The sequence below is a fragment of the Bacillus sp. FSL P4-0334 genome, assembly GCF_038004825.1.
In the GTDB taxonomy this organism is placed as follows: Bacteria; Bacillota; Bacilli; order Bacillales; family Bacillaceae; genus Bacillus; species Bacillus velezensis.
Genome location: NZ_JBBORX010000001.1, coordinates 407,533 through 428,046, shown reverse-complemented (window position 1 = coordinate 428,046; position 20,514 = coordinate 407,533). Strand labels below are relative to the sequence as shown.

Below are 20,514 nucleotides of genomic sequence, written 5' to 3'. Positions count from 1 at the left end.
ACAGCCCAAAACTCACCGGTTTTGGGCTGTTGTGTTACAGGCTTTTTTCTGTTGGGGAAGCTGTTTGCTTAAATGCATTAAGTCCTGCAGAATATGGGTGCTGCTGCTGTCCAGCAGCACTTTTATATATTGGATATCATGGGAAATGGGAAGAGGGGCTGCTTTGATCTGTTCCAATTCAGCCAGCATTTCGCTGTTCATTCTTTTCTGTTCGCGAATTAAATTTCGCAGACTCTCTTCCGTTACTTGGGCGTTTTCGGGATCTTTCTCCATTTGTATGTCCTCCTTGCATACGGTCAGGCTTTGTTACATATTGTAATCGGTTCGGGGAAAAGATTCTATAGTGAAATCTCTGAAATCAAAAATTACGTATAACGAAGCATGTCCTTAGCATGAAAATGAAACCCGCCCATTCGTCATACGTATGTATAAGGAAGGGTTTTTACATCAAGGCACAGGGAGTGTTTTTATTGAACCGAAATCAAGCGATTATCGCATCAATCTGTTATTTCAGCGTGTTTCTCGCGCCGCTCATTCTTCCGATTGTGGCTTACTTTGTCGTCGATGAAAAAGAGACGAAGCGGCATGCCATGCGAGCTCTGATTTCCCATATCATTCCGTTTGCGGGATTGCTGATTGTGACCGCGGGTGTTGTCGGCGGATTGATTACGGCTCAGGGGGAGAGTATGGTGCCCGTTTTTGTTATGATAACAGGAGCAGCTGTTTATTTTCTGATCCTCATCGGAATGGTCATTTGGAATATCGTGCAGGGAATTAAGGTGTTACGCCAGGTGTAAGAAAAGTCGGGGGAGGAGTTTTGTATGAAACAGGAGAAAGAACGGATTTTAAAGCTTGTGGAAGACGGCATGCTGACGGCGCAGGAAGCACTGACGCTCATTGAAAAACTGGATCATGAATATAAAGAAAAAGAAGAGCAGATCACCGCATTATCTGCGGAGGTCCAGGAACCTGCGGAAGATTTCGAAAGCGGGGCAAAAGGAAGCCAAAAGCCGTCGCTCGGGGCGAAGCTGTTCGACTGGATTGATTCTGCCGTCAAAAAAGTGAAGGAAGCGGATCTTGATCTGAATTTCGGCCACGCACACGAAGTGCAGCATATTTTTCAATTTAAAGACAGTGAATTCTCGGCCATTGATATGCAGATCGCAAACGGCAGCGTCAATATCGTGCCGTGGGCGGATGAAGATATCAGAGCGGAGTGCCAGGCGAAAGTGTACCGGGCGGACAGTCAGGAGGCGGCGCGCACCGCATTTCTTCAGCACATTGAGTGTGAAGTGAAGGGCAATAAGTTTTTTGTCCGCACGGAAAAGAAAACGATGAAAACCAATGTCACGCTTTATGTTCCCCAGAAAGAGTACGATAAGATAAGAGTGAAGCTGTTTAACGGACCGATCAGAGGGGAACATTTACATGTAAAAGAATTCTCGGCGAAAACGACAAACGGCGTTCTGTCATTCTCTCATTTGACGGCTGATAAAGCGTCGGCGGAAACGGCTAACGGACAAATCAAGCTGGCCGGACATCAATGCGGCGCGATTGAAGCGGAAACGATCAACGGCTTGATTGATTTGCGCGGATCGAGTGAATCCATTGACGTTCAAAGCTTTAACGGCAATATCATGCTTACCGTGACAGCGCCGCACTGCCGCTCCATCTACACGAAAACGACGACGGGAAACGTGGATATCGCTCTGCCTGATGATTCGGCGGTGAAAGCGGAGCTGAAAAGCAATCTCGGCTCTCTCAGCCATGAGCTGATTGATGCGGAAATTTTAAAGGAAAAGAATGATACCATTCAAAAAGAACTGATGCTGGCATCAAATCAAGGCCATGATCAGCATCTCTCGATTTTCTCAGAATCGTTAACAGGAGCCATTAAGCTCAAGCATACTCAGAGGTGATTGGATGAAAAGACTTTACCGTTCAGAAAAAAACCGTAAAATCGCCGGCGTCGTCGGCGGTTTGGCGGAGTACATCAATATGGATGCGTCGCTTTTGCGCATTATAACCGTTGTATTAGCGCTTGTCACGAGCGGAATCGTGCCGATTGTATATATTATCTGGTGTTTTGTTGTACCTTTAGAAGGAGATTTGAAATAAATGATCAAATGGGCAGTCAGCATTTTAGTAAATGCTTTATTATTAATCGTTATCGCGGGATATTTTGATTCCGTCCATATCAGCAGTATCGGAGCGGCTGTCATCGCCAGTGTGATTCTTTCTGTGTTAAATGTGCTGATCAAGCCGATCATCGTCATATTGACATTGCCCGTCACGGTTGTGACCCTCGGCCTCTTTCTGTTTGTCATCAACGCCATTACGTTAATGATGACCGCAGCCTTGATGGGAGACAGCTTTCAGATTGATGGGTTCGGCACCGCCATTTGGGCATCCGTCGTGCTGTCCGTTTTCCACTTGCTGATCCAAAAAGGCATATTGGAGCCGCTTAGAAAAAGGTAAAAAACGAGCTGTCCCGAGAGGGCAGCTTTTTTATGTGTGATTTACATAAGCGGCAGCCTCCTGACGCAACATAATGCATAGGGAGGTAATGAGATGAAACTTGTGATGACGCTCTTTTTTCTGATTGGTTTGCTTTGTGTGAGTCCTTCTGCGGATGCGGCGCGCAAAGAATCGGCAATCCCCGTGAATCAGCAGGAATTCGGACAGCCGCCTCATTACATACCGCTTCTGGAGAATCCTCCCCAAATCGAAGTAAAGGCGGAAATGAAAAGAAACCTGTTCATACAGGCTCATGTACGGAATGCTGACTATCAAGCGTTTTCGGCGTTTCTTTTTTATAAACAAAGCAATGAGCTGGGGTTTAAAATGGTGCCGATGGAGCCCGCGCCAGGCGCAATCCGGCTGTTTACGGCCCAGGTTTCAAAACGGGATATCTGGAATGGAGAATTGGAATATTACCTCGTTTTCACCAACGGCAGACAGCGGGCGGAATCGGAGAAAAAGCGGCTGAAGCTGGACGGCTATCAAGCCGATTTGAATCATATTCCCGAGCTGATGATTACGGAGCTTGCGGTTGATACGAAAAATGAAGACGGCGCTGATGCCTATGAATTTATCGAGGTGTATAACACGACGGACAGGCCCATTCATTTTAAAGACTATCACATCCGCTACCGCTATCCGAAGGAAGGGCCGGAATCAGACATGATATGGAGGCCGAAAGAAGATACCGTCATTCCGTCAGGCGGGACTTACGTGTTTTGGCTGAGGCGCGCCGCATCAGAACTGACGATAGATGATTTCAACCGCTATTACGGGACACGCCTGAAGGAGGGAGAACATCTCGCCGTCATCGAAGGGACGGACGGAATGTCCAACGGCCGCCCGCGTACGGTGGTGCTGTCGGCAAATACCGGCAAGGATATCGCCTCAGCGCAATACCGGAAACACGCTTTCCGCCGGCTGACTTCTTTACTGTACAAATATCCGCTGAACGGAACGGGAGAATTGCTGAAGATCTCCACGAGCGAGCACAAGCCGTCACCGGGCTCCGTTTTTCAGGCGCAGATCCCGCAGCAGAAAAGGGTGATCAAACCCGACAAGGAAAAACCGGTCATCGAAGACCTTACAGACAGAAAGCCCGTCCGGCCCGCTGAAAGCATTGAATTAAAGGCTGACATAAAAGACAAAAACCTTGTCAAAACAGTTGCGTTTTATTACCGGACCAATGAGAAAAAAACATTCAAACGAATTCTGGCCGAAAAAGACCGCAACGACAGCTTATACCATCACATTCTTTATTCCCCGGAACTGCTCGGCCAGGATCAGCTTGAGTATTATATCGCAGCCAGTGATGGAGAAAATGAAGCAAAAACGCCCGTCAAGATGATTGACATTGAACAGACGAGCAAATCACACGGACTCAGAATGAATGTTGAACCCGAAGATACGATATCCGGCACCTATCTGCTCAAAGCGACTTCCGACGTCAGCGCCGATAAGATCAAGCTGTGGATTGACGGCAAGCGGCAGGAGACCCGGCCGGCGCTGGAAAAAGAGGTCTATTTCGCCTTCGATGCCCGGAAAACGAATCTTTATTTTCAAAACACCGTCATAATGGAAAATGAGGTGCTGCACATTTTTGACGATCCGTCTCACCGCTACAGAACGCACTCGGTTCTCCTTCCGGAACGTCTGCTGCAAAAAGGGGGCAAAACGCAGAAAGTATCCATCCGTTCGGGCTCAAAGGTTTCTCCGTATGACACGGGAGAGAATCGGGATGATTTTGTCGTGAAACATGCCCGTCTGGTGCTTTCGGACGGAACGGTGATCAAAGACGGGAAGACGGATCCGGCTGAGCAGCTGTTTATCGGTGACGGCAGGCGGGCGAATCAGCAGAAGACCTTCTCATTCAGCCTGCCGGATCATTTGTTTACGTCACGGCTGCTGCCGTGGAACACGGCGAAGCTTTCTGAAGGCTATCACCATATTTTTGTTAGCGACGGTGAGGAGCAGCTGAGCCAATCTGTGCGGGTGGACAATACGGGGCCGAAGATTGTCCCGGGTATCAAAGAAGGCGCGGCGCTGAAAGGTAATGTTGAGCTGAATGCGGACATCCGTGACAAATGGAGCAAAGTGGAAGAGGTCAAAGCGTTTTTGGACGGAGAAAGCATTACGCTCCCGCATCACACGTCATCAGCCGATCTCAAGCCCGGAAAACATACCCTTACCATTATTGCGGCAGACCTTGCCGGAAATGAAACAAGGTCCGTCCGCACCTTCCATATCAAACGGGAGGAGCCGAACCAGCCGGAGCTTGCCGATCAAAAAATCGGCGCCCACAAAGCAAAGCTGTCCGTCCGGGTAAAAGACCCGACGAAGGATGACATGAATGTATCATTTTATCGCGGCTTCCGTTATACCGCGCGGAATCCGGGCAGCGTGAAAGTGTATAAACACGCCTCATTAACGGAACCGCCGAGGGGCATAAAAGAAAATGAAATGCCGTTTACCCTGCCGGAAATGAACCGCATCTCGGCAAATGACGGAAAAACCGTTTCGGCGGAAAGTATGGAGCGTTTTCCTTATCACCGGTTCGAAGTCTCCGTTGACCCGTCTATCGACGAAACGGATCTGGCCGAGGCGGTCTGGAAAGGAAGCTCTCTGCCCGGCCGAAAGGTAACCATGTATATTTGGAATTACCGGACAAGCCGCTGGCAGGAGGCGGACAGCGTTCTTGCCAAAGATAAAAAGCCGTTTACATTAAAAGCAGCCGTTTCCGCAGCGGATGTGGTGAAGAACTCAAAAATGAATGTCATCGTGCAGGATCAAATACCGGCGAAAGGCAATTACACGTTTGTCTGGATGTCGGATACACAGTATTACGCACAAGGGCACCCGCACATTTTTGACAAAATGACGGAGTGGATCAAAGAAAATAAGGAAAAGCACAATATTAAATATGTCTTTCATACCGGTGATATCGTCGATGATTCAATGGTGATGAAACAGTGGAAAAACGCCGATCACTCCATGCGGACGCTTGACAAGGCGGGAATTCCGTACGGAGTGCTTGCAGGCAATCACGACGTCGGCCATAAAGACGGCACATACCGAACATTCGGGGATTTCTTCGGGAGCCGCCGGTTTGAACAGAACATGCATTACGGCGGATCATACAAAAATAACCGCGGGCATTATGATCTGCTGTCGGCAAGCGGGAACGATTTTATTATGATTTATATGGGCTGGGGCATTGCGGAACAAGAGATTGACTGGATCAATCAAGTGCTGAAGAGGTATCCGGACCGAACCGCCATCTTATGCTTTCATGAGTACTTGCTTGTGAGCGGAAATCGAAGCCCGATCGGGGAGACGATCTATCGAAAAGTCGTCAAGCCGAATCGCAATGTGGCGATGGTATTAAGCGGCCATTACCATAACGCCATGAAAAAAACCGATGCGCTTGACGATGACAGGGACGGAAAACCGGACCGCCTCGTCCACCAGATTCTGACCGACTACCAGGACGGTCCGGAAGGGGGGCAGGGCTTTATGCGCATGATGCAATTCGATCAGGCCGCCAATCAGGTTCACATGTTCTCCTACTCGCCGTACACGGATGACATCAATTACTATGACACCGATCTGTTCGCTGATAAAGACGAATTCTCAGCAGAAATGGATTTACAGCCGAAGAGGAAAAGGGTAGCGACCGATTATTTTGAATGCAACGTCTATACGAACGAACTGCTCGGTCATAAAAAACACGTAAAAAGCGGAAAAACCGCAAATTGGGTCTGGGACGGCCTGCAGCCTGATTCCGTTTATTACTGGTACACCGTTGTTAAGGACCCTTACAACGGCAAAACAATATCACCGCTGTGGATGTTCAGAACGGGAAATACGCCGTATCGCCCGGCTCCGGATCAGTTTGATTTCAGGCATGCCTCAAACCCATAACGAAAACATACAGCCTGCTGATCGCTCAGAAGAAAATCTGACGGTCAGCAGGATTTTTTCTGTGCGTAAATGGCGGCGCCCTGCTGTGATAAGTGCTTTTGACTTTTTTATGTCCCTTTTCTATACTAAAATCGATTGGTTTTCGTAATATGCAGGAGGAAACATAATGAACAGTAAAACCGGGACAAAAGAAAGAATTATTCAAACCTCTGCATATCTTTTTCAGATTCAGGGATACCATGCGACTGGTTTGAATCAAATTATAAAAGAGAGCGGAGCACCCAGGGGGTCTGTGTATCATCACTTTCCAAACGGAAAAGCAGAACTCGCCATTGCGGCGATCAAATATACGGGAAGATGCGTTGAAAAGCAAATACAGAATAGTATGTCTCAATTCGCGGACCCTGTAGAAGCGATTCAGCACTTTATTCATGTAACGGCTGAACAGTTTAATGATCTGCAGAATATTGAGGGCGTGCCGGTTGGATTGCTGGCGGGTGAGACCGCTCTGATCAATGAAACGTTAAGATGCACATGTGTTGAGGTGTTCAAGAAGTGGACGGATGTGTTTGCGGCAAAATTTCTTGAGCATGGGTTTGAACAAGAGGAAGCGGAGAAGCTCGGGGTGACAATCAACTCGATGATTGAAGGCGCAATCATGTTTTCACTGGCTCATAAAAACAAAGAACCGCTGCTGCTGATTTCAAAGCAGGTTCCGTATATTGTCCAAAACAGAGGGTAGCATTTTATTACTCTTTTCTTTATAAAAATAGATACCAGAACCCCAGCCTCTCCGTTTTGACAGAGTCATAGAGAATATTCCCCGGCTTGATTTGAAAATGGCAGATCAAAAAAACATCTCCAACCCGTAACGGTTGGAGATGTTTCATTTCACCCTGTCCATATAGTGCACGAATGTGTAGCGGTCGCCTCTGTAGGCGGATTTGACGTGCTCAAAGGCAGTGCCGTCCTGCAGATAAGTGGTCCGCTTGATATAGAGGACGGGGGCGCCGGGCTGGATACCGAGCAGCTCAGCTTCTTCCTCGGAAGCGGCTCCCGGTTCAAGCTCTTGTTTTGCCCGTGAGATCGGCATCTGATTGTACGCTTCAATATGCTCATACATGGATGATTGAAAATGGGAGGCGTCCAGTTTTCCCGCCTTGTCAAACGGGATGTACGAGGCCTCAATCGCCATCGGGATATCATTTGCCAGCCGGACGCGGATGATTTTATGAAGCGTTGCCGGATAGCCGCATCCCAGGATAGAAGATAATTCTTCCGTCGCCTGAATCAGCTGGTATTCGGCAAGTCTGCTCCCCGGCTTCATGCCCCGGCTTCTCATATCTTCCGTAAAGCTTGTCAGCCCTTGAAGCGGCTGTTCCATCTTCAGTTTGCTGACGAACGTTCCCCGGCCTTTCTGCCTGTATAAAAATCCTTCATTCACCAGATTGGAAAGCGCCTGGCGGACCGTCATTCGGCTGATGCCGAATTGTTCGGCGTATTCCCGCTCCGACGGAAGCAGCGCATCCGCTTTCAGCTCGCCGTTTTTGATTTGTGTTTTTAATTGTTCCATAATCTGAAAGTAAATCGGAATCGGAGATTGTTTATCAATCTGCATAGGTCAAATCCTTTCAATCGCCGCCCGCAGCCTTTTCATCAATCAAGACCGTCACATCCGGATGCGCGTGCAGGGCGGAGGCGGGGAATGCTTCGCTGATGCGCCCGTCCAGAAGCTGCTTCACCGCTTGGGCCTTGCTTTTTCCGGATGCCATGATCAAAATCCGTTTGCCGGACAAAATCGTCCCGATCCCCATTGTCAGGGCTTTTACAGGGACTTGATCAATTGACGGAAAGTACCGCGCATTCGCCTGTCTTGTCTCTTCATTCAGCTCAACGACATGGGTTCGGGATTCAAATGGCGTCCCGGGTTCATTAAAGCCGATATGGCCGTTGTGTCCGATGCCTAAAAGCTGTATATCCGCTCCGCCGAGTGTTTGAATCAATCGGTCATATCGTCCGCATTCGGCATCAAGATCGTCTGCCCGTCCGTCAGGGAGAAAGTGGCGGTCCTTTCGGCTGTCGATATGTGCAAAAAAATGTGTATTCATATAATAATGATAGCTGTTTTTGTCCTCGGGAGAAAGCCCGGCGTATTCATCAAGGTTGATCGTCGTGACATTCCGGAATGACAAGTCTTCTGAGCGGTGCATCCGCACAAGTTCTTTGTATACGCCTTCAGGAGTGCCTCCCGTCGCAAGGCCGAGAACGGCATCCGGCTTTTGTTTCACTGTTTCAGCGATAATCGATGCGGCTTTTTCACTTAATTCTTCATAATGTCTGCATGTGATAACGTTCATGTCCAATCAGCCTCCCTTGAGATATATGCGGTGTTTCCGCGGCAAATCGTTGCCAGCACGCCGCACTGTCCGTCCGTCAGAACAACGTCGGCGTCTTTTCCTTCGGCGATGCTTCCTTTACGGTCGAATATGCCGAGGCGGCGGGCCGCATTTGCCGATGTCATATTTGCTATATCCAGCCATGAGCAGTTTGTAAACCTGCGCATGAGCGCCGCGCCTTCATTCATTTTTAAAATGGAACCGGCCAGCGTCCCGTCAGAGAGAAGCGCCGTGTCCCCGCGAACGGTGACTTTTTGTCCGCCGAATTCGTATTCTCCGTCCTTAAGCCCTTTTGCCCGCATGGAGTCTGTAATCATGATCAGGTTTTTGCTTCCTTTCGCCAAATAGGCAAGCTTAACGGCCAAAGGATGGGAATGAATGCCGTCGGTGATCAGCTCCGCCGTGATGCGGCCGCAGGCGAGAGCCGTACCGATGCCCCCTGGCTCACGGTGATGAAAGGAGCTCATGGCATTGAAGAGGTGCGTCATATGCACTGCCCCGGCATCCGCCGCTTTTTGTAAAAGCTCGGCTCCTGCGTCTGTGTGTCCCATTGACGGGATGATGTTTTGGTCTTTTAAATAACGGATCAGGCTGAAATCAGGATCTTCTTCCGGCGCAAGCGTCACAATTTTGATCATCCCTCCCGAGAGCCGCTCCCATTTCTGAAAGAGCCCGGCATCAGCAGGAGTAATCCATTGTTTCGGCTGTGCTCCCGCCTTTTTCGGAGAGACAAATGGTCCTTCTAAATGAATGCCGATCAACTCAGCGCCTTTTTGGGCCTGCGGTGAGGAAGACGTCCATTCTTTGGCGTTGACGAGCGCTTTTTCAATGTTTTCGTGCTGCTGTGTGATCGTTGTCGCTAGAAAAGAGGTTGTTCCTTCTTCGGGCAGCCGGGCGGACATTGTATCAAGTGCTGCAACATCAGCATCCATCGTATCCGCGCCGTATCCGCCGTGAATATGAATATCAATCATTCCGGGAAGCGCATATGAACCCTCGGGCGCCTTCCATTCCTTCTCATACGTTTCTTGCGGTCTTGTTTTCCCCGCGTAAGAAATGATGCCGTTCTTTATACCGAGAAATCCGTTTCGGATGATTTCTTCTTCTGTTACGATGTCCGCACCGCTGATTAACAAGCTTTCAGCCACTTTAAAACACGCCTTTCTGGTTAGTTGTTAGTTTTATTTTACTCCTTTTCAGACTAGTTATCTAGACCAGTTATGCCGGAATTGTATAAATCTGTTTTGGTTCAGACGGTAAAGTGATAAAATATAACTGTTCAAAGCTCGGAACATCCCAGAACAGGAGGAACATATCTTGGCAAAGGTTCGGACCAAAGACGTAATGGAGCAGTTCCATTTAGAATTGATCAGCGGAGAAGAAGGGATTAACCGCCCGATTACGATGAGTGATTTATCACGGCCCGGTATTGAAATCGCCGGTTATTTTACATATTACCCGAGAGAACGGGTGCAGCTTTTAGGAAAAACGGAGCTGTCATTTTTCGATCAGCTTCCCGAGGAAGATAAGAAACAGCGGATGAAATCGCTGTGCACCGATGTGACGCCGGCTATCATACTTTCCAGAGATATGCCGATCCCGCCGGAGCTTGTAGAAGCTTCCGAGCAAAACGGTGTGCCTGTGCTCAGATCCCCTCTGAAAACAACCAGGCTGTCAAGCAGGCTGACGAATTTTCTTGAGAGCCGTCTCGCGCCGACAACGGCCATTCACGGCGTGCTTGTGGATATATACGGCGTCGGCGTGCTCATTACGGGAAAAAGCGGCGTCGGTAAAAGTGAAACAGCGCTGGAGCTTGTCAAACGAGGCCATCGTCTTGTCGCGGATGACTGCGTTGAAATCCGGCAGGAGGATCAGGATACCCTTGTCGGGAACGCGCCTGATCTGATTGAGCATCTGCTCGAAATCAGGGGGCTCGGCATTATAAATGTCATGACGCTGTTCGGAGCGGGCGCCGTCAGAAGCAATAAAAGAATTACAATCGTCATGGACCTTGAGCTTTGGGAGCAAGGGAAACAATACGACCGTCTCGGACTTGAAGAAGAAAAAATGAAAATCATTGATACGGAAATTACAAAACTGACCATTCCCGTTCGCCCGGGGCGGAATCTCGCCGTTATTATCGAAGTTGCGGCGATGAACTTCAGATTGAAGCGGATGGGCTTAAATGCTGCCGAGCAATTTACGAATAAGCTGGCGGATGTCATTGAGGACGGCGAACAAGACGAATAGGAGTTGGCAATGATATGAATGAAGCAGGAACACCAATCAATCCGATTGCCTTTCAGCTCGGGCCATTATCCGTGCACTGGTACGGAATCATAATCGGCGCGGGCGCGTTATTAGGGCTTTGGATGGCCATGAGGGAGAGTGAAAAGCGGGGGCTGAAAAAGGACATTTTTATTGATCTTGTTCTTTTCGCCATCCCGATCGCAATCATTTGCGCAAGGGCATATTATGTGCTTTTCGAGTGGAGCTATTACTCGGAACACCCCGGGGAAATCATTAAAATTTGGAAAGGAGGCATTGCAATTCACGGCGGATTAATCGGCGCGATCGCGACGGGAATCGTCTTTTCAAAAGTAAGAGGCATCTCATTCTGGAAGCTGGCGGATATTGCCGCGCCGAGTATTCTGCTCGGCCAGGCCATCGGGCGCTGGGGGAACTTTATCAACCAAGAGGCTCACGGTGAAGCGGTCAGCCGGTCATTTTTGGAAAGTCTGCATCTTCCGGATTTCATCATTAATCAGATGTACATAGACGGACAATATTATCACCCGACGTTTTTGTATGAATCGCTGTGGAGTTTTGCGGGCGTCGTGATTCTGCTTCTGCTCCGCCGCGTGAACCTGCGCAGGGGCAATCTGTTTTTGACGTATGTGATCTGGTATTCGATCGGCAGATACTTTATTGAGGGAATGCGGACGGACAGCCTGATGCTTACGAGCCAGCTTCGGATCGCGCAGGTCATTTCCATTGTGCTGATTGTACTTGCGATTATTTTAATGATTTTCAGACGCATGAAGGGGTATGCCGATAAGCGGTATGCCGACACGGACTGACGCCTGAAATCGGAAAGGACATAAGATGACTGATAAACGTGTAACCGCCATTTTATTTGATCTCGACGGCACGCTGATTGACACGAATGAACTGATTATCGCTTCTTACCTTCATACGCTTGATCATTATTGCCCGGGGCAGTTTAAAAGGGAAGATGTGCTTCCGTTTATCGGCCCGCCTCTGTATGAAACGTTTTCAGGCATTAATGCTGAAAAGTGCGATGAGATGATCAGCATGTACAGAGCATTCAACCATGAAAAGCACGATGAGCTCGTCACGGAGTACGAAACGGTTTATGAAACGCTGGATGAATTGAAAAAAGCGGGCTATCGGCTCGGGATTGTCACCACAAAGCTGAGGGATACAGTCAATATGGGATTGAAGCTGACAGGCATCGGGGCGTTTTTCGATACTGTCGTCACGCTTGATGATGTAAAGCATCCGAAGCCTGACCCCGAGCCTGTGCGGCTTGCGCTCAGCCGGCTTGGGTGCGATCCGTCGGAAGCCATAATGGTCGGTGACAATTATCACGATGTCATGGCGGGAAAAAACGCCGGCACGAAAACAGCCGGCGTCGCGTGGACGATTAAAGGCGCACAGACGCTTTCCGCCTATGAACCCGATTATATGCTCGAGAAAATGAGTGATTTATTGCACATCACCGGAGTGAAGTAATCCGTGAGAAAAACAGACCGCCATCCGGTTTCAGGTGCAAATTCATTGTGGCATGTTTATCAGACGGTTCCCTTTCTGAAGGTGATGAAAAATTTCATCATCATTCAGATCGCAAGGTATACGCCGTTTTTAAGCGTGAAAAACTGGCTGTACCGAACCTTTTTGAAAATGAATGTCGGAAAACAGACGTCATTCGCGCTGATGGTGATGCCGGATATCATGTTTCCCGAAAAAATCACTGTCGGAAAAAACAGTATCATCGGCTACAATACGACGATTTTGGCTCATGAATATTTAATACATGAGTACCGGACCGGTTTTGTCACAATCGGTGACGAGGTGATGATCGGGGCAAACACAACCATTCTGCCCGGCGTCACCATCGGGAGCGGAGCCGTTGTATCAGCCGGCACGCTGGTGCACAAAGATGTCCCGGCCGGGGCGTTTGTCGGAGGAAATCCGATGCAGGTGATCTATACGGACGAAGAAATGAAAGAACGAATGGGAAAACCCCGCTGATTAACGTCAGCGGGGTTTTTTTATGACTTGATCACAATGGCCTGGCTGCCCATCTGCTTCCAGGCTTTTTCAAAGTCAGACCGATCTGTTTTTCTGTTTTTATAGCCGTAAGGATCATTGACGTATACATAATCGTGATCATAACCGGTGACGGCTACGCTATGCATGCTGAACGTAACGTCGATCTTTCCGTTCGGCGTATTCCAAGTCTGCATATTATCAACCGGCTTAAAGGATGTGGTGGTAATCACCCAGACCGGCCGCCCTTTTTCAAGCTGGCGGTACACTGAAGAAATGTCTTTTCCCGTCAGATCGTATACTTTGTTTCCCGCATATTCTTTGGCGAGTTTATCAATCGGCTCATGATAAACGCCTAAACCCGGGCCGTTTTCCATATCTCCGGCAAATCCTTCATTCGGATCTCCCTTCAGCCCGCTGCTGTATGTGAGCGGAACTTTATTGATTTTATCCGCCAATGTATTTTTTGATACATGATATCCGGCATTGTTCAAAATCATGGCAAGGCTTGTCACCTCACAGCCATTGTAAAGTCTGGGAGAATCCATCTGTCTGTACAGAACGACATTCAGCGGTGACGCGCTCCCTTTTAACGGTGTTTTCTCATCAGGCTCGTCGGACTGCTGATTGAAAAAATTCAAATGAATATCGTTTGTATAGATGTTATATCCCAGATAGACAAGGACGGCTGTCAGAATCAGCACACATAATGTTCCAAGCGTCTTCATTATCAATTCTTCTCCCTTGTTTCTGTTGAAGCTATTCTATGTATTATAGCACTTCTGCTCAATATGATTCGATCGTTCCGATATGTTTACAGGTTTGTTCATTCTTTAGCCATGTTTATGGAAAAGAATAGGCGGACATTGGGCGTTGCAATTCATTCTTTTATCTGCTAACATATTATCATATTAGCGAACTAAAGGATTCGGAATTTTCCTTCAGACAAAGCGGAGGTGTAAAAGGCAAATGTTTATGTTTGAGAAACCGCATGGCATGAGAGATACGCTGCCCGGTTTATACGAAGCCAAGAAAAAAGTCCGTTCCACACTGACGGATTTAATTGATAAATGGGGTTATCAGTTTATGGAGACGCCGACCCTGGAATTTTATGAAACAGTAGGCGTCCAGTCAGCCATTGAAGAACAGCAGCTGTTTAAGCTTCTCGATCAGGACGGGAAAACGCTTGTGCTTCGGCCTGATATGACCGGACCGATTGCCAGGGTGGCGGCGTCTAAGCTGCACAAACACAATCATCCGCTCAGAGCGGGGTACGCGGCAAGCGTCTATCGCGCTCAGGAGCGGGAAGGCGGACGTCCGGCAGAATTCGAACAGGTCGGCGCGGAGCTGATCGGCGACGGATCAACAAGCGCGGACGCCGAGGTGATTGCGCTGGCGGCCGGCGCTTTGAAAAACGCGGGATTGCACCGGTTTAAAATCGCGATCGGCCATGCCGGACTCGCTGATGAGCTGTTTGTCGAGGTTCTGGGCAATGCTGAGCGGGCGGATGTTCTGCGGCGCTTTCTCTTTGAGAAGAATTACGTGGGATACAGGGAACATGTCAAATCGCTTCCGCTTTCTTCAATAGACAAAAGCCGGCTGCTCGCACTTCTGGAATTGCGAGGCGGGAAAGAGATATGCGCCAAAGCGGAGGAGATCATCGGCATCTCCGGACAAAGCTTGATTCAGGAGCTGGAAGACCTGTGGGACATTCTTGAGGATTACGGATGTGCCGAGCATATTCGCCTTGATCTGAATATGGTAAGCCATATGAGTTATTACACGGGAATTTTATTCGAAGTGTATGCGGCAAATGTCGGTTTTGTCATCGGAAGCGGCGGACGCTATAACAATCTTCTCGGCCATTTCGGCAGTCCCGCTCCCGCCACGGGTTTCGGGCTCCGTATCGACAGGCTGATTGAAGCGCTCGGCATCCAGGAAGAAACTAGTGAAGCGGACGCCGTGATTTTCAGCAAGGAGCAGCGGGCGCAGGCCATTTTATTCGCGGAGGAAGAAAGGGCGAGAGGCAGAAAAGTCGTCCTGCAGGATCTGGCGGGCATTGAAAATATCGATCATATGACAAAATCATTTGCAAACGTCACATACTTTATCGGTGCCAGAAAGGAAGAGCAGAATGGGTAAGGTACTCACAATGGCAATGCCAAAAGGACGGATATTCGAAGAAGCGGCCGGGTTGCTGCGGCAGGCCGGGTACAGGCTGCCCGAGGAGTTTGAAGAATCGAGAAAGCTGATCATTGACGTTCCTGAAGAAAATCTCCGCTTTATTCTGGCAAAGCCGATGGATGTGACGACTTATGTCGAGCATGGCGTCGCTGATGCCGGTATTGCCGGAAAGGATGTCATGCTTGAGGAAGAGCGTGACGTGTATGAGGTGCTCGATCTGAAAATCAGCAAATGCCATCTCGCCGTTGCGGGGCTTCCCGGAGCGGATTGGAACGGAGTCGCCCCGAGGATTGCGACGAAATATCCGAATGTTGCGTCAAGTTATTTCAGAGAGCAGGGCGAGCAGGTGGAAATCATTAAGCTGAACGGTTCCATTGAATTGGCGCCTTTAATCGGGCTTGCTGACAGAATCGTAGATATCGTATCAACCGGGCGGACATTAAAAGAAAACGGTCTCGTTGAATCAGAACATATTTGTGACATCACATCGCGTTTTATCGTCAATCCGGTCAGCTACCGTATGAAGGATGATGTAATTGACGAAATGGCGGCCAGGCTGGCCAGGGTTGTGGAAGGAGAAACGGCACAATGAAAATAACCGCAGTAAATAGAAGCGAGCGGTTCTCACTGAAGCGTTCCATCGACAGCGGAACCGAAGAGCAGCGGAAAACCGTCAGGGGGATTATTGGAGACGTCAGACAAAACGGTGACAAAGCCGTTTTGGCCTATACAAAAACATTTGACGGCATCAGCCTGAACCAAATGGCCGTGAGTGCAGAGGAAGTCACCGAGGCGTACCGTCTGCTTGATGATCAGCTGCTGGAAGTGATCAGACAGGCGATTGCCAATATTAAAGAATATCACGAACGCCAGCTGCAATCCTCGTGGTTTTACCATCGCAAAGACGGCTCGATGCTCGGGCAGAAAATAACGGCGCTCGATTCCGCGGGCGTATACGTGCCAGGCGGGACGGCCGCTTATCCGTCTTCCGTTTTAATGAATGTCATCCCCGCTCTCGCTGCGGGAGTGGAACGGATCGTTCTCGTCAGTCCTCCGGGAAAAGACGGCCGCCTTTCGCCGGGCGTTCTGGCGGCGGCGTCTGAGCTCGGCATAAAGGAAATTTACAAAGCGGGAGGCGCGCAGGCGATTGCCGCGCTCGCTTACGGAACCGAAACGATACAGCCTGTTGATAAGATCACGGGCCCCGGCAATATATTTGTAGCACTCGCGAAGCGCGAAGTCTTCGGCGTTGTGGATATTGACATGATTGCCGGGCCCAGTGAAATCGTGGTCCTGGCAGACGATACGGCGGTGCCCAAAGAAGTCGCTGCTGACCTGCTTTCACAGGCCGAACACGATACGCTCAGCTCAAGCGTGCTTGTCACCGACTCACGGAAGCTTGCCGAAGCCGTATCAGATGAGGTGGATAAACAGCTTCAGACCCTGCCGCGCAAAGAAATCGCCGAAGCGTCGATCAAGGATCACGGCCGCATTTATATCGCGGAATCGATGGAAGATGCAGTGGACACGGTGAATGCGCTGGCGCCCGAGCATTTAGAAATCATGACGCATTCGCCGGAGGCTTTGCTTGGAAGCATCAGACACGCGGGGGCGATTTTCTTAGGGCGATACAGCGCTGAACCGGTCGGCGATTATTTTGCCGGACCGAATCACGTTTTGCCGACAAACGGAACGGCGCGGTTTTCAAGCCCGTTGAATGTAACAGATTTTCAAAAGAAATCGAGCATCATCTCATACAGCCGGAAGGCATTTGAAACGCACGCGGACAGCATTTCCGCCTTCGCGAGACTGGAAGGGCTTGAAGCGCACGCAAGATCGATTGAAGCGAGAAACGGAGGAATGACCGATGAGAAAAGCGGAACGCGCCAGAACAACAAATGAGACCGATATTAAGCTGGCTTTCGAAATAGACGGAGAAGGAAAAGCCGACATCAGCACGGATGTGCCGTTTATGACTCATATGCTTGATTTGTTCACAAAGCACGGGCAATTCAATTTAACTGTTGACGCAAAAGGCGATACGGAGATAGATGATCACCACACGACTGAAGACATCGGCATCTGCTTAGGGCAGGCTTTTTTGGAGGCGCTCGGTGATAAAAAAGGGATCAAACGGTACGGATCAGCGCTAGTACCGATGGACGAAGCGCTCGCCCAAGTCGCCGTAGACCTGAGCAACCGGCCGCACCTTGAGATGCGCGGTGCATTTCCGCAAGCGAAAGTCGGAACGTTTGATACCGAGCTGGTACATGAATTCCTATGGAAACTGGCGCTGGAAGCGAGAATGAATCTGCACGTCATCGTTCATTACGGCACGAATACGCATCATATGATAGAAGCCGTATTTAAGGCGCTTGGCAGAGCGCTTGATGAAGCGTCATCCATTGATCCGCGCGTCAAGGGTGTGCCGTCTACGAAAGGAATGCTGTAAATGATCGGTGTAATTGATTACGGTATGGGCAATTTATTCAGCGTGTCGAAGGCGCTGGAACGCGTCGGCGTCCCGTATGTCGTATCAGACCGGCCGGAAGAGCTTGAAAAAGCGGATGCTTTTATTCTCCCCGGTGTCGGATCATTCAGTGACGCCATGGACAATTTACGCAGCGCAAAGCTTGATCAATTCATACACCGTATGGTTGACGAGGGTAAGCTGCTCCTCGGCATCTGCCTCGGCATGCAGCTCATTTTCGAAGAAAGCACCGAAAACGGCTCTGCAAAAGGACTCGGTTTATTAGCCGGAAAAGCTGTGAGACTCAAAGACAGAGATGCCGAAGGAAACAAGCTGAAGGTGCCGCATATGGGCTGGAACCGGCTGACGTTTCACCAAACGTCTCCTTTGCTTTCGGAAGCGGAAGAAGGCTTCGTTTACTTTGTCCATTCCTATTATATAGACGGGATGGAAGACGGCGATCTTCTGGCAAGCGCTGAGCACGGCGTTCGTGTTCCGGCCGTCGTCGGGAAACGCAATGTCTTCGGTGCACAGTTCCACCCGGAAAAAAGCGGTACGGCCGGAATGGCGATCTTAACGCAATTTACAAAAATGGCAGCGGAACAGAAGGTGAAGAAATGAACGCTTTTACATTATATCCGGCAATCGATATGAGAAACGGCAAATGCGTCCGCCTCATCCAAGGCGATTACGGCAAGGAAACGATATACGGTGACTCTCCTTTAGACATGGCGGCGCAATTTGCAAACGAAGGTGCCGAATGGATTCATCTCGTGGACCTTGACGGCGCGAAAGCAGGCAGGAAAGTAAACGACAGGCATGTTCTTGACATTGCGCGGCAGCTTGATGCCAAAGTCGAGATCGGCGGCGGGATCCGTTCTGAAGCGGATGTGTACGGTTATTTATCACAAGGTGTTGATCGCGTTATTCTCGGCAGCTCGGCCGTTTCCGATCCGGCATTTGTGAAGAGCATGCTGAAACAATACGGCGGCAAAATCGCGATCGGTCTTGATGCAAGGAACGGATATGTCTCGACGGAAGGCTGGCTGGAAACATCCTCGGTAAGAGCGGCCGATCTGGGCCGTGAATTGGCGGCCGAAGGAGCGGAAACCTTCATTTTCACGGATATTGCAACTGACGGCATGCTGTCAGGACCGAACATCGAAAGCACCGTTCAGCTCGCAAAAGCAACGGGAAAAACCGTCATCGCTTCAGGCGGAGTCAGCTCAGTCGCCGACCTCAAAGCACTGGCCCGCTTCAAAGACGCCGGCGTATCGGGAGCGATTATCGGAAAAGCGCTGTATACAAAACAATTTACATTGGCTGAAGCGCTCAGCGGGGTGAAGGACGCATGATCACGAAACGAATCATTCCGTGTCTCGATGTGAAAGAAGGCCGCGTCGTCAAAGGCATTCAATTTCTCGGGCTGAAAGATGCGGGCGATCCTGTCGAGCTGGCCGAAGCTTACGACAGGGAGGGCGCTGACGAACTTGTTTTTCTCGACATTTCCGCCTCTCACGAAGGCCGCAAGACGATGACAGACGTCGTAGAACAGGTTGCGGCAAAACTGGCGATTCCGTTTACGGTCGGCGGCGGAATTAATCAATTAAGCGATATGAAACGAATGCTTCGCGCCGGCGCTGATAAAGTATCCGTTAATACAGCGGCCGTTCTCCGCCCCGAGCTGATTACGGAAGGAGCGGATTTTTTCGGCTCGCAATGCATCGTAGCGGCGATTGACGCAAAGTATGACGAAGATTCGAATTGCTATAAAGTGTACACACACGGCGGCAGACAGAAAACCGAGTGGGAAGTCACGGCCTGGGCAAAAGAAGCCGTCAGCCGGGGAGCGGGTGAAATCCTGCTGACAAGCATGGACGCAGACGGTGAGAAAACAGGCTTTAATCATACGCTCACACAGCTTGTCACACGTGCCGTCCCGGTGCCCGTCATTGCGTCAGGGGGAGCCGGCAGCGCGCGCCATATGCTTGAAGCCTTCACGATCGGTGAAGCGGACGCCGCGCTTGCAGCTTCCATTTTTCATTACAAAGAGACATCTATAAAAGAAGTGAAAGATTATATGAAGAAACACGGGGTGAATGTGAGATGAAACGGGCAGATGAACTGCGGTTTGACGAGGCCGGACTGATTCCCGCCATCGTGCAGGATGCGGCAAGCAAAGAAGTACTGACACTGGCTTATATGAATCGTGAATCCTACGAAAAAACGATAGAAACGAAAGAAACCTGGTTTTACAGCCGTTCACGCGGGGAGCTGTGGCATAAAGGAGCGACGTCGGGGAATACCCAAAAGGTGAAAGCCATCCGCTATGATTGCGATCAAGATGCCCTCATCGTGCTTGCGGAGCCTTCAGGACCCGCATGCCATAAGGGAAGTTACAGCTGCTTTTCTCCGGAAAAAGCGGACGCGCAGGATCGTTTCGGCATCTTAAATGAACTGGAAAGCGTAATCGCCAAACGGCAGGCGGAGATGCCTGACGGAGCCTACACAACGTATCTGTTTCGGGAAGGCGTCGATAAAATCCTCAAAAAAGTCGGCGAAGAAGCCGCAGAGGTTATTATCGCCGCGAAAAACCGCGACCAAGAAGAATTAAAATGGGAAGCGGCGGATTTGCTGTATCATTTGCTCGTTCTTCTGCGTGAGCAGTCGCTTCCTTTGGACGACGTGCTTGACGTCCTTGCGAAACGCCATTCAGCATCTGAGTAAAAC

At 49.7% G+C, this 20,514-nt stretch carries 23 protein-coding genes; 18 read left to right on the top strand and 5 right to left on the bottom strand.

Annotation, left to right across the window (positions count from 1 at the left end):
- Positions 1 to 12 precede the first annotated feature (12 nt).
- Positions 13 to 273, bottom strand: a complete 261-nt coding sequence (locus NSQ37_RS02215; protein ID WP_012118557.1) for a hypothetical protein — start codon at positions 271 to 273, stop codon at positions 13 to 15.
- A gap of 197 nt (positions 274 to 470) precedes the next feature.
- Between NSQ37_RS02215 and NSQ37_RS02210 the strand changes: the two genes are divergently transcribed.
- The 6 genes from NSQ37_RS02210 (at position 471) to NSQ37_RS02185 (ending at position 7,183) form a co-directional block, all read left to right on the top strand.
- Positions 471 to 797 (top strand): hypothetical protein, encoded by a 327-nt coding sequence (locus NSQ37_RS02210; RefSeq protein ID WP_003151444.1) that lies wholly within the window; start codon positions 471 to 473, stop codon positions 795 to 797.
- A 24-nt stretch (positions 798 to 821) separates the two neighbouring features.
- Complete coding sequence (locus tag NSQ37_RS02205) at positions 822 to 1,919, top strand: DUF4097 family beta strand repeat-containing protein (RefSeq protein WP_007614045.1); 1,098 nt, start codon at positions 822 to 824, stop codon at positions 1,917 to 1,919.
- Positions 1,920 to 1,923: 4 nt separating this feature from the next.
- Entirely contained in the window at positions 1,924 to 2,118 is a 195-nt protein-coding gene (locus tag NSQ37_RS02200) for a PspC domain-containing protein (RefSeq protein WP_003151448.1), read from the top strand.
- Positions 2,119 to 2,478: a phage holin family protein gene (locus tag NSQ37_RS02195; protein ID WP_007407446.1), complete on the top strand. Its 360-nt coding sequence runs from the start codon at positions 2,119 to 2,121 to the stop codon at positions 2,476 to 2,478.
- Between the two features lie 93 nt (positions 2,479 to 2,571).
- Positions 2,572 to 6,441, top strand: a complete 3,870-nt coding sequence (locus tag NSQ37_RS02190) for a metallophosphoesterase (protein WP_163113491.1) — start codon at positions 2,572 to 2,574, stop codon at positions 6,439 to 6,441.
- 166 nt (positions 6,442 to 6,607) lie between these two features.
- Positions 6,608 to 7,183: a TetR/AcrR family transcriptional regulator gene (locus NSQ37_RS02185; RefSeq protein WP_341123155.1), complete on the top strand. Its 576-nt coding sequence runs from the start codon at positions 6,608 to 6,610 to the stop codon at positions 7,181 to 7,183.
- A gap of 144 nt (positions 7,184 to 7,327) precedes the next feature.
- Here NSQ37_RS02185 and NSQ37_RS02180 read toward each other — a convergent pair whose 3' ends face one another.
- Genes NSQ37_RS02180 through nagA form a run of 3 tightly spaced genes read right to left on the bottom strand, consistent with a single transcriptional unit; the run spans position 7,328 to position 9,985 of the window.
- The gene (locus tag NSQ37_RS02180; RefSeq protein ID WP_012118554.1) at positions 7,328 to 8,059 is read right to left on the bottom strand and encodes a GntR family transcriptional regulator; all 732 of its coding nucleotides are present in this window, start codon (positions 8,057 to 8,059) and stop codon (positions 7,328 to 7,330) included.
- Positions 8,060 to 8,072: 13 nt separating this feature from the next.
- Positions 8,073 to 8,798 carry a glucosamine-6-phosphate deaminase gene (gene nagB, locus NSQ37_RS02175; RefSeq protein WP_007407442.1) on the bottom strand — a complete coding sequence of 242 codons (726 nt, stop codon included), beginning with the start codon at positions 8,796 to 8,798 and terminating at the stop codon, positions 8,073 to 8,075.
- Entirely contained in the window at positions 8,795 to 9,985 is a 1,191-nt protein-coding gene (gene nagA / locus NSQ37_RS02170; protein WP_059367727.1) for an N-acetylglucosamine-6-phosphate deacetylase, read from the bottom strand. Before nagA ends, nagB begins: the two co-directional genes overlap by 4 nt.
- A gap of 169 nt (positions 9,986 to 10,154) precedes the next feature.
- Between nagA and hprK the strand changes: the two genes are divergently transcribed.
- The 4 genes from hprK to NSQ37_RS02150 are packed head-to-tail and all read left to right on the top strand — an operon-like array spanning position 10,155 to position 13,112.
- The gene (gene hprK / locus NSQ37_RS02165; RefSeq protein WP_003151456.1) at positions 10,155 to 11,087 is read left to right on the top strand and encodes an HPr(Ser) kinase/phosphatase; all 933 of its coding nucleotides are present in this window, start codon (positions 10,155 to 10,157) and stop codon (positions 11,085 to 11,087) included.
- Between the two features lie 14 nt (positions 11,088 to 11,101).
- Entirely contained in the window at positions 11,102 to 11,917 is an 816-nt protein-coding gene (gene lgt / locus NSQ37_RS02160; RefSeq protein WP_012118551.1) for a prolipoprotein diacylglyceryl transferase, read from the top strand.
- A gap of 25 nt (positions 11,918 to 11,942) precedes the next feature.
- Positions 11,943 to 12,593 carry a pyrophosphatase PpaX gene (gene ppaX / locus NSQ37_RS02155; RefSeq protein ID WP_043020609.1) on the top strand — a complete coding sequence of 217 codons (651 nt, stop codon included), beginning with the start codon at positions 11,943 to 11,945 and terminating at the stop codon, positions 12,591 to 12,593.
- Between the two features lie 3 nt (positions 12,594 to 12,596).
- On the top strand, positions 12,597 to 13,112 hold the full coding sequence (locus NSQ37_RS02150; RefSeq protein WP_012118549.1) for an acyltransferase: 516 nt from the start codon (positions 12,597 to 12,599) through the stop codon (positions 13,110 to 13,112).
- Between the two features lie 20 nt (positions 13,113 to 13,132).
- Here the strand turns inward: NSQ37_RS02150 and NSQ37_RS02145 are convergent, their stop codons facing one another.
- Positions 13,133 to 13,858, bottom strand: coding sequence for a C39 family peptidase (locus NSQ37_RS02145; RefSeq protein ID WP_012118548.1), 726 nt, complete (start codon positions 13,856 to 13,858; stop codon positions 13,133 to 13,135).
- Positions 13,859 to 14,099: 241 nt separating this feature from the next.
- On the opposite strand from NSQ37_RS02145, the gene NSQ37_RS02140 reads away from it, so the two are divergent.
- Genes NSQ37_RS02140 through hisIE form a run of 8 tightly spaced genes read left to right on the top strand, consistent with a single transcriptional unit; the run spans position 14,100 to position 20,511 of the window.
- The gene (locus tag NSQ37_RS02140) at positions 14,100 to 15,272 is read left to right on the top strand and encodes an ATP phosphoribosyltransferase regulatory subunit (protein WP_007407436.1); all 1,173 of its coding nucleotides are present in this window, start codon (positions 14,100 to 14,102) and stop codon (positions 15,270 to 15,272) included.
- Positions 15,265 to 15,906 carry an ATP phosphoribosyltransferase gene (hisG, locus tag NSQ37_RS02135; RefSeq protein ID WP_012118547.1) on the top strand — a complete coding sequence of 214 codons (642 nt, stop codon included), beginning with the start codon at positions 15,265 to 15,267 and terminating at the stop codon, positions 15,904 to 15,906. The genes NSQ37_RS02140 and hisG overlap by 8 nt, the downstream gene beginning before the upstream one ends.
- A complete protein-coding gene (hisD, locus tag NSQ37_RS02130; RefSeq protein ID WP_136396644.1) occupies positions 15,903 to 17,216 on the top strand; it encodes a histidinol dehydrogenase in 1,314 nt (437 codons plus the stop codon). Before hisG ends, hisD begins: the two co-directional genes overlap by 4 nt.
- A complete protein-coding gene (hisB, locus tag NSQ37_RS02125; RefSeq protein WP_015240671.1) occupies positions 17,182 to 17,766 on the top strand; it encodes an imidazoleglycerol-phosphate dehydratase HisB in 585 nt (194 codons plus the stop codon). The genes hisD and hisB overlap by 35 nt, the downstream gene beginning before the upstream one ends.
- Positions 17,767 to 18,405: an imidazole glycerol phosphate synthase subunit HisH gene (hisH, locus tag NSQ37_RS02120; protein ID WP_099567118.1), complete on the top strand. Its 639-nt coding sequence runs from the start codon at positions 17,767 to 17,769 to the stop codon at positions 18,403 to 18,405.
- Positions 18,402 to 19,139 (top strand): 1-(5-phosphoribosyl)-5-[(5-phosphoribosylamino)methylideneamino]imidazole-4-carboxamide isomerase, encoded by a 738-nt coding sequence (hisA, locus tag NSQ37_RS02115; RefSeq protein WP_020956401.1) that lies wholly within the window; start codon positions 18,402 to 18,404, stop codon positions 19,137 to 19,139. Before hisH ends, hisA begins: the two co-directional genes overlap by 4 nt.
- Positions 19,136 to 19,894, top strand: coding sequence for an imidazole glycerol phosphate synthase subunit HisF (gene hisF, locus NSQ37_RS02110; RefSeq protein WP_099567117.1), 759 nt, complete (start codon positions 19,136 to 19,138; stop codon positions 19,892 to 19,894). Before hisA ends, hisF begins: the two co-directional genes overlap by 4 nt.
- On the top strand, positions 19,891 to 20,511 hold the full coding sequence (gene hisIE / locus NSQ37_RS02105; RefSeq protein ID WP_025285339.1) for a bifunctional phosphoribosyl-AMP cyclohydrolase/phosphoribosyl-ATP diphosphatase HisIE: 621 nt from the start codon (positions 19,891 to 19,893) through the stop codon (positions 20,509 to 20,511). Before hisF ends, hisIE begins: the two co-directional genes overlap by 4 nt.
- Positions 20,512 to 20,514 lie beyond the last annotated feature (3 nt).